The organism is Bacillus sp. UMB0893, from assembly GCF_002858905.1.
Classification (GTDB): Bacteria; Bacillota; Bacilli; order Bacillales; family Bacillaceae; genus Bacillus_P.
Genome location: NZ_PKLB01000009.1, coordinates 92382 through 108066, shown reverse-complemented (window position 1 = coordinate 108066; position 15685 = coordinate 92382). Strand labels below are relative to the sequence as shown.

Genomic DNA, 15685 nt, shown 5'->3' with positions numbered 1-15685 from the left:
GAATGAAAACGCTTTTATGTAGGACTGCAAGAAAGGGGTGGAGAAATGTGAAAGGACTCATGGATAAACTGCCATATGATTGGATTGAGGAAGTAGTCAATCTTGCAGCGGAATGCATGGTTGTGGTGGATCATGAAGGAATCGTTGTTTATCTTAACACAGCGTATTGTGAATTCCTGAAAGTAACCCCAGAAGAATCGATTGGAAAACCCGTTCAGGATGTTATTGAAAATTCTAGAATGCAGATTGTTGCCAAAAACGGACAGGCGGAAGTGGCGTCTATTCATCCGATAAACGGAAGTGAAATGATCGCAAATCGGTATCCGCTTTACGTGAAAGGACAGCTAGTGGGTGCAGTTGGTACAGTAATGTTCCGCAATCCACAGGAATGGATGGACTATTCCAAGAAGATCCAGCCGATCATGGAGGAGCTGAACTACTATAAAACCAAATTTGAAAAAGAGCTATTCAGCAAATATCATTTTGGCGATCTTGTTGGAAGCAGCCCAAAGTTCTTAGAAGCAAAGAAGCTGGCAGAGCGAGTTTCAGATAGCCAGTCGGCCGTCCTTCTGCTGGGGGCATCTGGAACTGGAAAAGAGCTTTTTGCCCATGCGATTCATCAAACAAGCGGAAGACGTTTTGCCCCGTTCATGAGGATCAATTGCGCATCGATCCCTGAACATCTATTCGAATCGGAAATTTTTGGCTATGAAGAAGGTTCCTTTACGGGTGCAAAAAAAGGCGGCAAAAAGGGAAAGTTTGAGCTTGCACATGGAGGGACGATTTTTCTGGATGAGATTGGCGACCTCCCATTGCAAATGCAAAGTAAACTGCTCCGTGTGCTGCAGGAAAAAGAAATTGAGCGAATCGGCGGACGTGCACCAATGCAAATCGATGTAAGAGTAATCGCTGCTACCCATCGCAACCTGGAAAAAATGGTCTTCGACGGGGAGTTCAGAGAGGATCTCTATTATCGATTAAATGTTATTAAAATTGAGATTCCGTCTTTAAAGGATCGCAAGGAAGACATTGTTCCAATCTCAAGAATTCTTTTAAAAAAACTGGAGACTAAATTTCATAGGTATGGTCTTGATCTGTCAGAAGAAGTAATGATCGACCTTGAACGACATTCGTGGCCCGGGAACATTCGCGAACTCGAGAACGTACTCGAACGTGCCGTTAACGTGATTGATGGCCAAATCATCTACCCTGATCATTTGCCGCTGTATCTTCAGCAGGAAGGGAAGAGTCATAGCCAAGCTTACTCCAGTCATCTCCTGCATACTCCTTTGCACCGGAATAAACATCAGGGACCAGTCAAACCGCTTAAAGACATCGTGGCTGAAGCAGAGAAAGAGGCGATTCTCCAAGCACTTACGGAAGCAGAAGGGAATAAGGTCAATGCTGCCAAACTGCTTGGAATAGGGAAGACGAGTTTTTATGACAAGTGTAAGGGTTATAATATTACGTAACAGGCTGACAATGAACTGTCAGGCTGTTTTCATTAAAAGAAAGGCGGTATTACAATAATTTTGTAATACCGTTTTTTTATATTCATTTCGCTGATAAACTCAATAATAACTAGGAAATTGTATAGGTATCAGGATAAACTAAACGTATGGAGGGAGCGATTAAGAGGGGAAGACCAGAACTAAAAATAGAAAAAGAAAATGTTTATAAGACAAAGCAGAATCCAAACGGTATGTTTATTGCAAGAGTTAATCAGATACCGCGAGAAGAAATGCTGGATTTTGCATTGGTTATTCCAAATCGCAAAAACAAACAGATTATGTATAATGAAGTTTTGGTAACAACAGACAATGATTATTATTCCTTCCGTCTCGCACGAGGCAATATGAAGTGGGTCTCTTTGAATACAGCAGCGGTATGGGATTGGCTTGGCCATAAATTAGTGGAAGTTTCCGCTTTAACAGGGAAAGAAAATGAGCGCATTTCAGATGAACATTGTTCAGCTTATCGAGAAAAATAACAAATCCTAAAGCTTTTCCAGCGTAAATACAGAAAGACACAGGTGGCAATACAATGAATTACGAAAAAGGTCAATTAAAGCAAATCAATAAAGCAGTGGAATATATTGAAGAAAATATAAATGAAGATCTTTCGCTGGAACGATTAGCTAAAGTATCTACCTATTCTCCCTTTCATTTTCAGAGATTATTTAAAGAAATGATTGGTGAAACTCCTTCGGGATATGTAAAACGATTGCGATTAGAAAATGCAGCACACCTGTTAATCTATGAACAGGAACTAACCATTACACGAATTGCCTTCATGTGCGGTTTTTCATCTTTGTCATACTTCACATATTCTTTTCAGGCTTATTTTAAGACGAGTCCTAAAAGATGGAGAGAGGGAGCTTATTTGGAGCGGTTTCCACGTGAATATATGAATAGCAAGAAATCTAAACAATTGAGCACGAATACGAAAGCAGATGATGAACATAGCACGTATAATGAATTTAGATGGCTGGACTTATCTAAAGTTAAAATTGTTCACTTTCCTGAATGCAAAATGATTAACAGGTATAACATTGGATCATACATAAGCGGTATTCCGGATGTTTGGGAAGATATCTATCGATGGGCAAATGCAAGGGGACTTATCGATCAAGATACATTGATGATCGGTGTCCCAAGAAACAATCCATATATCACACCACCAGAAAAAAGCCGTTACGATTGCCGAATCGCCATTCGCAATGTGGAGGAATTGAAAAAGGATGACGAAGAAACCTATGCGTTTAACGGAGGAAAATACGTTTTGTATGAGTTTGAAGAACCTGTAAGGTATAGCGAAAGAAGCAAACTGATTGAATGTTATTCGGAGCTGTACAGCTTTTGGCTGCCTCGAAGCGGGTATAGGTATTTGGGAAATCCAATTGAATTTGTCCGAATCGAGCAGGTGAGCGGAACACTTAATCTTACTTGCAAAATCAGTGCGATAGCTTTAGCCATTGAACCTAATTAGATGGAGGAAATGTATGTTAGATTTTAATGAACTGAATTTAATTGCAATTATTGGCGGAGCACTTTTGTATATGATTTATGGAACAATTTATTATTCAATATTACTAGGGAAGAAAAAAGAAAGTGGAAATCAAAGTGAAGGGCCTTTAAAATATATCGTTTCTATTATTGTTGCATTTATAAGTTCAGTTTTAGTTGCCATACTAGTTCAAGCTACGGCTTCTGTAGGCTTGTTTGAAGGAGCTGCAGTTGGAATCATAATTGGTATGCTTATTTCAATTGTTTATTTAAAAAATTCATTATTTGGTCTCATGTCCAGAAATTCTTTTCTCATTGCAATTGGTGACCATTTGATCATATTCACATTGCTGGGTGCTTTGCACGGCCTTTTCGTATAAAAAAATAGTGAGAAGAATACTAGTTTAGCTATTAGTTAAAGTGTTCACATGTAACAGGTTCTGTTGAAAGGTGCAAAACGTTAATTAACACAATAAATACATATTAATCAGCATACCAATTCGCACAGCAATTGGTATGCTTGTTTGTTGATTTTTAAGAGTTTATAAGGTTTAGTTCATTTTTCCATTGAACGTAATCATTTGCTACTTCAGGAATAAAATATTAAAAAAATGCACTGTCATCCTCTAATTTGTCTTCTCTTTTAAAATAAAACTTCAGTAGCCTTTTCCAAAATCCTTATTTGAATTCTTACATTCTTCTATCCTAATGCCAACAATACCAAAAGTTATTGAACTGCATAAGCTCGTTAATGTTGTGCAAAATAATGGGAAATATTAATTAGGGTGAAAAATAATGAATAACCTGGGTAAGGAAAATTCATATACCATAGAAAACATATCAAACAATTTAGATAAAAATCTTTCTCTTATAAAGGAAACAATGTGCCAAACTGAAGACTTAATGGTAAAAGACCTAATTTTCATGGATCAAAAATGCATTTTAATTTATTTAGATTCAATGATAGATGAACAAACAATAAACTCTATAATCATTGAACACATGTTACAACAAAATGCAGGAACATTTGAGCAATTAGCAAAAGCTTCAAAATTTCAATTGTCTGCTGATTTAACCTAAATCACCAGCAGTCTACTGCTAGGGTATTGTATTATTTTGGAGGAAAATCAATCATTTGTTTATATGGCTTCTGTGCCAAAATCTCAAGGACGTTCCATAGAGGAACCTTTGAATGAAAAAACCACTAAAGGTAACCCGGAGTATTTCCCGCCATTGAAAAATGCTAAGCCAGCAATTATTGATACCGGTACTCTTTTTTAATCATATTCAGCAATCAAATTCTTCAATCATAAAAAGGATTCGCTAATAGTGACGTAATTCACACCATTTACCTGAAAAGAAAAACGCATGAAATAGCTTATCTGCTATCAGATAGGTTTTCTTTGCGTTTATGGACAAATACTAACTTTTAATCAGTCGTCCGTGAAGTCAATTTAGTTCTAATTATTACCTGGTTGTGCTTTTTTGAATAACATGTTACTATAAGGTCACATAATATGTGTGACTCTTTAATCACATATGTTACATCGTGCTCCTATAAATACGAAAGGATCAAATTTATGGAAGATAATCTTTCCACATTGTTTAAAGCGTTAGGTCACCCGATAAGAAGAAGAATTCTCGATATTCTCAAGCAGTCACCAAAAACAACGGGTGAGCTAAACGATTTTTTTCCCGAAGTAACAAGATATGCGATCATGAAACATTTGACTGCCTTGGAAGAAGGGAATTTAGTCGTTGTACGACGGGAAGGAAAATACAGACTGAATTATTTAAACGCCGTTCCCCTGCAGGAAATGAATAACCGGTGGATTGGTAAATACATGCAAACAACAGCCGAATCTTTACTGAATTTGAGATCGGCAGTTGAACAAAAAGGAGAAGATATTGAAATGAAATCAGCAGAACAAGCCCAAGTATTCCGAATTGAACAAGAAGTATTTATCGAATCATCACGCGAAAATGTATTCAAAGCACTGACTGAAAAGGCTGAAGATTGGTGGGAGTTTCGTTTAGCTCCTAAAGGGGTGCAATCGAAATTTACGTTTGATCCGGTTCCAGGAGGACAGTTTGTTGAAAGATGGGGAGAAACAGAAGGAGCTGTGTGGGGGAATGTTTATTATGTAAATGCTCCAGAAGAAATCCGTCTGCATGGTCATTTAGGAATGCAGGGAGCAGTGAATAGTTCGTATACGTATCGTCTGCTTGAGAAGGATGGAGGTACACTTCTTCAGCTTTCTCATACAGCGTCAGGAATGATAGAAGAGGAATGGGAACAAAATCACTCTGAAGGATGGAAACATCTTCTTGGCAAATTGTTAAAAGAATATGTGGAGCAAAGTAAATAAAACTTACAAAAGGATTCTTCCAGCAACGGAGGGTAAAAATGGTAGATGTTTTGACAGAAATAAAAATTCTCTGCTCAGCTGACAAAGTTTCAGAGTATGCAGCAAATCCTGACAATGCACCGGATTGGTATGTGAACATTCATTCAGCAGAATGGCAAACTCAAAAACCGTTAGCCATTGGATCACGAATTGCTTTTAAAGCACAATTTCTAGGACGACACCTAGCATATGTATACGAAATTGCAGAATTTAGACAAGGTCAAAAAATGCTAATGAGAACGGCAGACGGACCGTTTCCTATGGAGACAACATACACTTGGGAAGCGATTGATGACAATATGACTCATATGACATTACGGAACAAGGGTAATCCGAAAGGTTTCTCAAAGGCGTTTGCACCATTTATGTCCATGATGATGAAGAGAGCAAACATGAAGGACTTGAGAAAATTGAAAAGTATATTCGAAAAAAACGTTTAGGAATAATCCTAAGCGATTTTTTTCTTTTTAAATCCTAATCCTATAATTGTATGTGTGCCATCATTTCCTGATAAAATAGAAGCAGCAATCAATTGAGGTGAAATAATGGATACATATACATATTCAAAATACGATGGGGTAGGACTGTCGGAATTGGTGAAAAAGAAAGACGTATCTCCAAAGGAATTAACGGATGCGGCATTTAAACAAATTGAAAACGTAAATCCGCTTCTGAATGGAGTCGTTCGTACAAGGCAAGAAAAAGTTTTAAAAGAAATAGGTCAGCTGGATCTGGATAACCAGCCATTTGCCGGGGTGCCTATTTTACTCAAAGATATTTCGCAAGCGGTTGAAGGCGAGGCTTTAACTTCTGGTTCAAAGCTTCTCAAAAATAATATCTCAAGCAGAGACTCAAATTTTGTCGCACGCTTAAGACAAGCTGGCTTTTTATTTTTAGGCCATACAAATACACCTGAATTCGGCTTAAAAAACATAACTGAGCCTGAAGTACATGGACAAACGAGAAACCCTTGGAATATAAAGCATTCCGCTGGCGGATCAAGCGGCGGATCGGCAGCAAGTGTTTCATCAGGCATTGTTCCGATTGCCGGTGCAAGTGATGGGGGAGGTTCCATCCGTATTCCAGCTTCATTTACAAGTCTTTTCGGCCTAAAACCGACAAGAGGAAGAACACCTGTCGGACCGAGTGTCGGACGGCAATGGCAGGGCGCTTCGATTGATTTTGTTCTCACAAAAACAGTCCGCGATAGTGCGGCGATGCTTGATCTGCTGCAAATTATTCAGCCTGAGGCAGCTTTTCATACACCTTTATTTGAAGGCAAATACATGGATGTTTTAGAAAAAGAAATCAAACGTCCATTGCGGATCGCGTTCCAAACGCAATCTCCAGTTGGTACACCTGTCAGTGACGAAGCGGTACAGGCTGTTCACCGTATGGCCAAATGGCTTGAAGAGCAGGGACATGAGGTAGAAGAGCGCGGAAATGGAATCGACGGCATTCGTCTCATGGAAAATTACTATATCATGAACAATGGAGAAATGGCGGCCACAATTCTTGGCTTAGAAAAAATGCTCGGAAGACCAATTGCTGCGAATGATGTAGAGATCGTAACTTGGGTGCTAAGCGTTGCAGGACACTCTGTTTCAGCTGCAGAATTTACACAAAGTCTGGCAGAATGGGACTCTGCTGCAGCGAAGATGGCGGCTTTTCATGAAACGTTCGATATGTATTTAACGCCAGCTACTGCTTTCCCGGCTCCAAAAATTGGCGAACTGACTCATAACCAAGAGGAAATCGAAGCATTGCTGAAGGTCAGTGAGCTGAAAAAAGAAGAACATCTGCCATTTGTTTATGATATGTTTTTAAAAAGCTTAACGGTTACTCCATTTACTCAGCTAGCTAATCTTACGGGGCAGCCGGCAATGAGTGTGCCGACTCACATCACCTTGAAAGGATTGCCTTTGGGTGTACAGTTTATTGCACCTAAGGGAAAAGAAGATTGGCTCCTTGCACTTGCAGGTCAGCTGGAGCAATCTGAAATGTGGATTGGAATGGAAGGAAATTCTTTTTTCTAGGCACTCTTTTAAGAAGAAATTGGTGCTTTTCACTTGTTTTTTGTTTAATCAATCGTTAAAGATAAGCTTCGATATCTTATTAGAAAAGGGCACGAAGTCCGGATGATATACTTGAATATGTCTACCAATGTGAAACATCCATCTAATCAAACAGTCAAGAAAGACAGTTTTGCCAAATAGAGTGAAACTGTCTTTTTATATGCCGTTTGACCTAATGTTTTAGATGGCATTTTTAAACATCTTAGAAAAATGACCGATATAGGTAATAAAGGATTCAATGGGAGGCTGTTTTTATGGAAGAAATGAAAAATTGCCCAAAGTGCAAAGGGATTCAGAAGCATATCGACAGTAAGTGTGAAGTATGCGGCCATACGATCATGGACTCCATCCTGGCTTTATATCCATCTGGGACACAAAGAAAAGGAAAGAAGAAAAAGGTATAGAATACTCTCTCTAACTTAAAACTTTCAAAGAAACCATTAATGCTTGCATTGGTGGTTTTTTTGCGCAACTGCCTCAAAAAGATGTTTTATTTGATTTATATATATCTTACAAGTAAGATATATATATCGCGTTACTTTTTGATATAAATATGAGGAAAAAAGAATCATTCTTTAAAGGAGAGGAAATCATTTATGGCAATCACTTTGTTTACATCTTGCAGCTGTACATCATGCAGAAAATCAAAATTGTGGTTAGATCAGCATGAAATTCCATATACTGAAAGAAATATTCTGACTGACCCTTTAAAAATGAAAGAGCTTAAAGAAATTCTTCGAATGACTGAAGAAGGAACGGATGAAATTCTTTCAACACGTTCAAAACAATTCCAGGAACTTGACGTAAATTTAGAGGAATTGCATCTTCATGAATTGTTAGAACTCATTCAAGATAAACCTGGTTTGCTTCGTTGTCCCATTATTATGGATGAGAAGAGATTCCAAGTAGGATTTAATGAAGATGAGATCCGTAAATTCCTTCCCCGCAGCATTCGTGCTTATCTCTTAAAGCTGCTCGAAGCGAAAACCATGCTCCCTAATTAATAGATACAAACGGTTTGATTTGATAAAAGGAGAATTAGCATTGGAAGAAATATCAATACCTAACTTGAATTATGATCAGCTTAAGAATATTAAAAAAGAACTGACACGATTTATGATGTCTTATAAATTCGCTTTAGAAGAAATGAATACAAAAATTAACATTTTAGAACAAGAATTCCAATATATCCATGATTACAATCCCATTGAACATATAAGTTCACGCCTGAAGACACCTGAGAGTATCGTAAATAAAATTTATCGGAAAAATTATGATTTATCATTGTCTGGCATAAAGGAGAACATAAAAGATATTGCAGGTATTCGCATCACCTGTTCGTTCCTGTCTGATATCTATCAGATAAGCGAGATGATACAAAACCAAAAAGATATTCATGTTGTTGAGTGCAAAGATTATATAAAGGAACCTAAGTCAAATGGCTATCAGAGTCTGCATTTGATTGTTAAAATTCCTGTTTTTATGTCTGATCGGCAGGAAGATATTCTAGTTGAAATTCAAATAAGAACGATTGCGATGGATTTTTGGGCAAGTTTAGAACACAAAATCTATTATAAATATAAAAAAGAAATTCCTGAGCAGTTAACAAAAGAATTAAAAGAAGCTGCCATTTCTGCAGCTGAATTAGATCGAAAAATGGAAAAACTTCATAATGAAATAACAGATTTAAAAGAAATAGAAGGCACCGGGGAAGAATTGACACAGCTTTTGATCAATAAGGATCAATTTAAACTTCCGATTGATTTATTAAAAGCATTTAAATAGGCTGACTGTTTTATGGAGATGAACATAATGAATGAAAAAAGAAGTGAAAATATCGTCTCCTTATTTGAAATCTTTGTTTCTCTTGAGCGAAAATGGATGAACGATTGGAATCACTTGAACCAAGTTGGTCTTTCCAAAACACACATCTTAATCCTTAAAATATTGGAGACGGAAGGGTTAAAACGTCCATCCATTCTTGCAGAGCAATTACAAATCACAACAGGCGGCGTAACTGTACTGACGAATAAGCTAATTAAAGAGGGATTTATTCAAAAATGCCAAAACGAACGTGACAGAAGAGTCTACAATCTTGAAATCACTGATCATGGTAAAGAGTTTTTGGATACAGCCCATAGGCAAATTAATAATCAAATTGAGAAGATGTTCGGGATGCTGTCCGACTCCGAGATCCAGAGCTTACGGGATATCTTCCATAAATGCTTAATAGGTCAATAAACCATAAAAAGCCAGGATTACCTGGCTTTTTTATGGTTTAGTAAAGTTGACTCAAGTACCAGCGCAATCGGTTTCATAAGTTAGTCTACACTTTTTCATTTATGCACGTATCACATAACCATAAATTCTCTTCTTCTGAAAAAATCAATTTTTTATGAAATGAGCATTCATCGCATAAATCTTCTTTTTCTTGTTTCTCCGACATCGTGCAGACCCTCCCTTATGCAGCAGGCTAAAGTACAGATAATTTTACAATAGAAGTTACATGCTATTATCCTTTTAGTTATTTTTATGATTATGATTCTAATTATACCCTGTAAAAAAAGAAAGAAACATTTTATTTCTGATTATTTTGAATAAAAACGATTTGCGATAATTCCAAACTACCTATGAATCTTTTTACACATGAGTTTAATAGATTTGGTAAATAAGCTATTCCTTTTAAGGAGAAATGAACCAATTATTAAGAGGGAATATGACGGTGAAAGGTGAAATGAATTTCCCTTTGGTAGCTGCAAATGCATTTGATTCTGCTTTTTCTGATTTAGATCTGGAACTAGACCCTTTAACAGGAGAAATCGTAAAGAAAGAAGCAGAAGTCGTCACAGTTTACTAAAGGGATTTTACTCCTGATATGGAAGTTTCAGCGATTATGAAAAAGTACGAAGATTTAGTAGCTCAAAATAAAGCGGAAGTTGTAGGTCAATCTGTTGCAACTTTACCTAAAGGAAATCCCTCACATACTTCGGGAATCTGTGATTTTGCACTTAACATACTTGCAGATGGAATGAAAGCTGCAATGAATACAGATTTCGCATTAATGAATAGATAAAACAAAAGAGTATACCGTCGTAGTAAATAACTATATGTATGGCAACTTGAAGTATGGGATCGGAGCACTTTAAAACAGATCTCGAAGTAGGTCCAGAGGATTTACTGGCAACGGAACACTTTGTAAAAACATTGAGTAATTCGTTTGAATACAAAGTGGAGGGCCGGATTCAAAAGGCAACTGCACAATAAATGATATAACATACAAAAGAGAAACAGCTTATCAAAAGGAAACATCTTTTGATAAGCTGCTTTTTTTATTCCTATTCGTATTGATCTTAAGCTTCAAAACCAGTGGGCGAAGATAGAATACTACAACCCATAAGCCAGCTGAAAGAACCACAGAAGCGACGACATCGTAAATGACATGCTGTTTTACGAATAATGTAGAAAGGATGATCAGTATGCCGGTCATTTGCGTAATATAGCTCTGGAACTTACCTGTTTCTTTGATATGTGTAGAGGCGAGCATAATGATCATAGTAGTCAGAACATGTATGCTGGGAAAGCAATTAAATGGTTCATCTGTATTGTAAATAACAGATACGAGCTGCAATAGAATAGTGTCTCCCGTAATCTGAGGCCGCGGGACTGTGGTCTGAAAGAAAAAGTAGATAATGAAACATACCAGTTCGCCAATTGTAATTGCAATAATTGTCTTCCAGTAAACAGCCGGACTTTTCCACCAAAAATAAATCAAAAATCCGAACATATATAGGTACCAGATCATATATGGAAGGATGAAGACAGGTGTAAATGGTATGATCGAATCAAACGCTGTTGAAATATTCACAGCTTCTTGCTGATACTCGTTCAGGTATTCATACAGTAATCCTAGAATGGGGAATATCAGTAATCCTAGTAAATCTCTCATTTTATATAACGCATTCTTTGACATGTGAATCTCCTCTTGATGTCTTTCATTTATCATGAAAGCATGATTTCTGTTTTAAATACCCTGTTTGCACTCTCTTAATCTATCGTATAAATGAAAAGAAATATTAAATGATAAAAAATACATTTATTATTAAAATTGGTATAATTAACATAAATAAATACATATCTGCTTGGCAAGGAAAGGAGTCTATATGAACCATACAAAAAAGCACTATGAATCTCCAAGTGCGGAAGAATACATAAAACTCAGAATGGCTGCAGGCTTAAGCAAAAAGAATGAAGCTGCTGCAGAAATTGGCCTCAGAAATTCTATTTTTACTGTCTGCCTTCGTCAATCCGACAGGCTGATAGGAATGGGGAGAATCATTGGAGATGGCGGCTGTTTTTATCAAATCGTTGATATCGCTGTTGATCCTGAGTTTCAAGGTAAGGGACTTGGAAAAATTGTAATGACTGAGCTGACAGACTATTTAGAAGAAAACGCACCTGAGCATTCCTATGTTAGTTTATTGGCAGATGTGCCTGCTGATGGGTTGTATAAGAAGTTTGGATTTGAGTATACTTCTCCAAAATCACTTGGCATGTATAGGAAATATTAATCGAGAGGGGTTTTTCTAATGATTGACGCAAAGAAAAAAGAAGTGTTTGAAGCTTTTGAAAAAAAGGATTTAGCAAAATTTACAGAATTATTAAAAGAGGATGGTCTAGCAGATTCAGAGAATGAAAATGGTTTAACACTTCTCGGATTAGCCTGTCATTACGGTGAAGCTGAATATGTTAACGAATTACTGAAAAAGGGTGCAAATCTTAACGCGCTCTCTCATTCCAAACTTTCATTCATTCCGTCAAATACAGCTCTTCATGCAGCTATTGCAGGCAAGCAATCTGCAGAGATTGTTGAGCTTCTCATTGCGCATGGGGCAGACGTCAATGCAGTTGACAGTGATGGCCATACACCACTTCAAACGGCAGCCTTTGAAGGGAATACGGAGATTGCTGGCCTCTTAATCAAAAGCGGCGCAAACATATCTGCACGTGGAGGGCAAGGCAGAGCACTCACTATTGCGAAAGTGAAAAATCATCCTGCTTTTATTGATTTGCTGAATAAAAATTAGAGTAAAATGAGTGTGATTCAAAATGAGACTTGAACCATTTGAAGCCGCAAAGAAAATCATTGAAAAACGATTCCCAAAATGCCAAGCAGCGGTTTTATCTGGAAGTGTAGTCCGCGGTGAAGCGACGCCTGCGTCTGATCTTGATATCGTCATTTTTGATGAGACGCTGAAAGCTTCTTACCGGGAATCTTTTGTTGAATTTGGCTGGCCTGTTGAAGCTTTCGTTCATAATTTTGATTCTTATCGTCATTTTTTCGAAAGTGATTGTAAAAGCGGCACTCCTTCTATGCCCCGCATGGTGTATGAAGGCATTGTTTTAAGAGGAAAACTTCTTCTGGAACCAATCAAAGAAGAAGCAGAACGATTGTTAGAAAAAGGACCGGATCCTTGGTCGAAAGAAGAGATTGACCTTAAACGGTATTTCATTACAGATGCCCTCGATGATTTTATTGGGAGCAGAAGCCGTTCAGAAATGCTGTTTATCACAAATTCGCTAGCCGAGCTGCTGCATGAATTTGTGCTGCGGACAAATGGAAGATACATTGGAAAATCAAAATGGATACCGAGAGCGCTAATGCAGTTCGATCCAAAGTTTGCTGAAGAATTCACCTCGGTTTTTGACGAGTTTTATCGGACTGGAAAGAAAGAAAATATCATTATTTTGACGGATTCTGTATTAAAGCCATTTGGCGGAAGATTTTTTGAAGGTTTTTCTATAGGAAAAAACGAATAAGTAAAGGAGATGATGGTTTGTCACTTATCATCCGGCATCCAAATGAAAATGATTTAGAAGGTTTGACCGCTCTAATGTATGAATACATCGTGGATTTTTATAAATGCCCAAAACCGCCTCTGCAAAAAATTCATCACTTGATTCATACCCTCCAAAAAGAAGAAAAAGGGATTCAATTTGTGGCAGAGGATAACGGAAAACTGGCGGGATTTGCTACTCTTTATTTTACATTCAGTACAACAAGAGCTGAACCAATCACGGTAATGAACGACCTTTATGTCGCGCTTGAATACCGCGGAACTGGAGCCGCGGAAAAACTTTTTAGAAGCTGCCAAACGTATAGCCTGCTAAATCAATATGCCGTCATGAATTGGGAGACGGCACATGATAATGCAAGAGCGCAGCGTTTTTACGAAAAAATGGGCGGCTCTAAGGAAGATTGGCTGACCTATTCAATATAGAAATCGCTTGGTGTCCCAAAGCAGTTATTTAAAGAAATTCCTGAAAATCACACGATAGACAATAGCGAGAAAAACAGCTGTCGAGATCACGAAAAATGCAGTTACGATTCGTTCTCCGGCAGCTCCATCTGCTAAAAAGACAGGACCAATTCCAAAAAATGCAAGCAGCATAAATAAGAAAAGAAAGACCCCATGGACAATCCACTTCAAAGTAATCACCTTCATCTTTTTTAAAAGTTACAGGAAAGTATAAAAGTTTGCATATAGCAATCTAGCCCAGCGCTTAACACGCAGCAAAAAAAACAATTTCTCAGAATAAGACAATAAGCGTCTTACATATGAAATTCCTATCTTCATTGACCAAAGCGCTTGCGCTTTTCTTAATCATCATATGTTCCATTTATAAGCAATGTTTCCATTCCGTTCAATAAAATTGATAGCGCTTACAATTTAATTTGCAACTAATTGTAAACATCCTTCATCAATAGAAATAACCTGATTCTTCTTTACATAGAATGTAAAAAGCTGAATAACTCATAGGATTGCAGTGGGGTGATTTTCGCGTGGATAGAGAGTATTTAATCAAACCGTTGCTTGATGAAAGCTATAAAAAAGTCAGCCATGGACAAGGTGTTTATTTATACGACACAGGCGGCAAGAAATATCTGGATGGATCCTCAGGAGCGGTGACATGTTCAATCGGACATGGTGTCAGTGAAATAGTGGAGGCGATGATGGAACAGGCAAAGGAAGTTTCATTCGTCTACCGTTCACAATTTTCCAGCCATGCAGCAGAGGGCCTGGCAAAGAAATTGGCTGGGATGACACTTGGAGATTTGAACTGGACGTTTCTGGTCAATAGCGGATCTGAAGCAATTGAAACCGCGATGAAAGTAGCCATTCAGTATTTTCAGGAAAAAAAAATGCCTAAAAAAACGAAGATTATTTCAAGATGGATGAGCTACCATGGCATTACAATTGGTGCGCTATCTCTATCTGGCTATCCTGAGCGCCGCTTTCGTTTTCAACAGCTGCTTGAAGCGAATCCAGTTGTATCTCCTGCCTATTGCTATCGTTGTCCTTACGGTTTGAAGCCGTCTTCATGCAGGCTGAAATGCACAAGCGAGTTAGAGACTGCGATAAGAAGAGTGGGAGCAGACCATGTGGCAGCCTTTGTAGCAGAGCCGATTGTTGGCGCTGCTGGTGCAGCAATTACACCACCGGAAGGATACTATGAAAAAATCCGCGACATTTGTGACCGCTATGATGTTCTTTTTATTGCAGATGAAGTAATGACTGGTATAGGGAGGACAGGAAAAACGCTGGCAATGGAGCATTGGGGAGCCATTCCTGACATCGTAGCACTTGGAAAAGGATTAAGTGCCGGGTATGCGCCAGTTGCTGCAACCTTAATCAGCGACAGGGTGATGAGACCCATTCAGCATGGGTCCAAATTAATCATGAGCGGACATACATATAGTGCAAATCCCCAATCTGCCGCTGTAAGTCTGGCAGTCTTGCATTATATCGAAAAAAATCATTTGAATAAAGCCGCCGAAGAAAAAGGGAAATCCTTAATGGATCAATTGCAGAAACTCCTGAAAAAAACAGAGATCATCGGAGATATCAGAGGAAAAGGACTTTTAATTGGCGTTGAGTTTGTCTCGAACCAGACCTCTAAACAGCCTTTTCCGAAATCTTATAATCTTACGAGCCGCATCCTCAAAAAAGCACATCAAAACGGCCTGCTTGTTTACCCTTCTGCAGCTGGCATTGAAGGAGGAGACGGTGATGCGATCCTAATCGCACCGCCGCTAACGATTAACGAAGATGAGATAAACGAACTGGTACAATTATTTGCAAAGACAATTTCAGAAATTGAAACTGAAGTGCTGCCCATGTCTTAAAAAGGAGAAATC

23 protein-coding genes are annotated in these 15685 nt (G+C 38.0%); 21 read left to right on the top strand and 2 right to left on the bottom strand.

The features are described from left to right. Positions 1-59: 59 nt before the first annotated feature. The 16 genes from CYJ36_RS19210 to CYJ36_RS24135 all read left to right on the top strand — a co-directional run bounded on the left by CYJ36_RS19210 (position 60) and on the right by CYJ36_RS24135 (position 10752). Entirely contained in the window at positions 60-1472 is a 1413-nt protein-coding gene (locus tag CYJ36_RS19210) for a sigma-54 interaction domain-containing protein (RefSeq protein WP_101569022.1), read from the top strand. A 146-nt stretch (positions 1473-1618) separates the two neighbouring features. Continuing rightward, positions 1619-1990, top strand: coding sequence for a hypothetical protein (locus CYJ36_RS19205; protein ID WP_101568871.1), 372 nt, complete (start codon positions 1619-1621; stop codon positions 1988-1990). Positions 1991-2043: 53 nt separating this feature from the next. Further along, a complete protein-coding gene (locus CYJ36_RS19200; protein ID WP_101568870.1) occupies positions 2044-2988 on the top strand; it encodes an AraC family transcriptional regulator in 945 nt (314 codons plus the stop codon). Positions 2989-3001: 13 nt separating this feature from the next. Next, positions 3002-3385 carry a DUF1761 domain-containing protein gene (locus CYJ36_RS19195; RefSeq protein WP_101568869.1) on the top strand — a complete coding sequence of 128 codons (384 nt, stop codon included), beginning with the start codon at positions 3002-3004 and terminating at the stop codon, positions 3383-3385. Between the two features lie 415 nt (positions 3386-3800). Beyond that, entirely contained in the window at positions 3801-4085 is a 285-nt protein-coding gene (locus CYJ36_RS19190; protein ID WP_101568868.1) for a spore germination protein, read from the top strand. 63 nt (positions 4086-4148) lie between these two features. Further along, positions 4149-4286, top strand: coding sequence for a hypothetical protein (locus CYJ36_RS23425; protein ID WP_219621131.1), 138 nt, complete (start codon positions 4149-4151; stop codon positions 4284-4286). A 299-nt stretch (positions 4287-4585) separates the two neighbouring features. After that, complete coding sequence (locus CYJ36_RS19185) at positions 4586-5374, top strand: SRPBCC domain-containing protein (protein WP_101568867.1); 789 nt, start codon at positions 4586-4588, stop codon at positions 5372-5374. A gap of 38 nt (positions 5375-5412) precedes the next feature. After that, positions 5413-5853 (top strand): SRPBCC family protein, encoded by a 441-nt coding sequence (locus tag CYJ36_RS19180; protein ID WP_101568866.1) that lies wholly within the window; start codon positions 5413-5415, stop codon positions 5851-5853. Positions 5854-5958: 105 nt separating this feature from the next. Further along, on the top strand, positions 5959-7449 hold the full coding sequence (locus tag CYJ36_RS19175) for an amidase (RefSeq protein WP_101568865.1): 1491 nt from the start codon (positions 5959-5961) through the stop codon (positions 7447-7449). Positions 7450-7742: 293 nt separating this feature from the next. Continuing rightward, complete coding sequence (locus CYJ36_RS23865) at positions 7743-7892, top strand: hypothetical protein (RefSeq protein ID WP_180850473.1); 150 nt, start codon at positions 7743-7745, stop codon at positions 7890-7892. Positions 7893-8084: 192 nt separating this feature from the next. Beyond that, positions 8085-8492, top strand: a complete 408-nt coding sequence (gene spxA / locus CYJ36_RS19170) for a transcriptional regulator SpxA (protein ID WP_101568864.1) — start codon at positions 8085-8087, stop codon at positions 8490-8492. A 112-nt stretch (positions 8493-8604) separates the two neighbouring features. Next, positions 8605-9273, top strand: coding sequence for a GTP pyrophosphokinase (locus CYJ36_RS19165; protein WP_101569021.1), 669 nt, complete (start codon positions 8605-8607; stop codon positions 9271-9273). A gap of 27 nt (positions 9274-9300) precedes the next feature. Beyond that, positions 9301-9729 carry a MarR family winged helix-turn-helix transcriptional regulator gene (locus CYJ36_RS19160; RefSeq protein ID WP_101568863.1) on the top strand — a complete coding sequence of 143 codons (429 nt, stop codon included), beginning with the start codon at positions 9301-9303 and terminating at the stop codon, positions 9727-9729. A gap of 451 nt (positions 9730-10180) precedes the next feature. Next, on the top strand, positions 10181-10345 hold the full coding sequence (locus tag CYJ36_RS23860; protein WP_180850471.1) for a hypothetical protein: 165 nt from the start codon (positions 10181-10183) through the stop codon (positions 10343-10345). A gap of 36 nt (positions 10346-10381) precedes the next feature. Then, positions 10382-10561, top strand: a complete 180-nt coding sequence (locus CYJ36_RS19155) for a hypothetical protein (protein WP_219621130.1) — start codon at positions 10382-10384, stop codon at positions 10559-10561. A gap of 53 nt (positions 10562-10614) precedes the next feature. After that, positions 10615-10752 carry a hypothetical protein gene (locus CYJ36_RS24135; protein ID WP_219621129.1) on the top strand — a complete coding sequence of 46 codons (138 nt, stop codon included), beginning with the start codon at positions 10615-10617 and terminating at the stop codon, positions 10750-10752. 31 nt (positions 10753-10783) lie between these two features. Here CYJ36_RS24135 and CYJ36_RS19150 read toward each other — a convergent pair whose 3' ends face one another. Beyond that, entirely contained in the window at positions 10784-11458 is a 675-nt protein-coding gene (locus tag CYJ36_RS19150) for a phosphatase PAP2 family protein (protein WP_101568861.1), read from the bottom strand. Positions 11459-11648: 190 nt separating this feature from the next. Between CYJ36_RS19150 and CYJ36_RS19145 the strand changes: the two genes are divergently transcribed. Genes CYJ36_RS19145 through CYJ36_RS19130 form a run of 4 tightly spaced genes read left to right on the top strand, consistent with a single transcriptional unit; the run spans position 11649 to position 13766 of the window. Further along, on the top strand, positions 11649-12056 hold the full coding sequence (locus CYJ36_RS19145) for a GNAT family N-acetyltransferase (protein ID WP_101568860.1): 408 nt from the start codon (positions 11649-11651) through the stop codon (positions 12054-12056). 18 nt (positions 12057-12074) lie between these two features. After that, positions 12075-12572 (top strand): ankyrin repeat domain-containing protein, encoded by a 498-nt coding sequence (locus CYJ36_RS19140; RefSeq protein ID WP_101568859.1) that lies wholly within the window; start codon positions 12075-12077, stop codon positions 12570-12572. A 22-nt stretch (positions 12573-12594) separates the two neighbouring features. Next, a complete protein-coding gene (locus CYJ36_RS19135; RefSeq protein WP_101568858.1) occupies positions 12595-13305 on the top strand; it encodes a nucleotidyltransferase domain-containing protein in 711 nt (236 codons plus the stop codon). Positions 13306-13322: 17 nt separating this feature from the next. After that, on the top strand, positions 13323-13766 hold the full coding sequence (locus CYJ36_RS19130; RefSeq protein WP_101568857.1) for a GNAT family N-acetyltransferase: 444 nt from the start codon (positions 13323-13325) through the stop codon (positions 13764-13766). Between the two features lie 24 nt (positions 13767-13790). On the opposite strand, the gene CYJ36_RS19125 is transcribed toward CYJ36_RS19130, so the two are convergent. Continuing rightward, the gene (locus CYJ36_RS19125; RefSeq protein ID WP_219621128.1) at positions 13791-13985 is read right to left on the bottom strand and encodes a DUF6954 family protein; all 195 of its coding nucleotides are present in this window, start codon (positions 13983-13985) and stop codon (positions 13791-13793) included. A 344-nt stretch (positions 13986-14329) separates the two neighbouring features. Between CYJ36_RS19125 and CYJ36_RS19120 the strand changes: the two genes are divergently transcribed. Continuing rightward, positions 14330-15673, top strand: a complete 1344-nt coding sequence (locus CYJ36_RS19120; RefSeq protein WP_101568855.1) for an aspartate aminotransferase family protein — start codon at positions 14330-14332, stop codon at positions 15671-15673. Positions 15674-15685 lie beyond the last annotated feature (12 nt).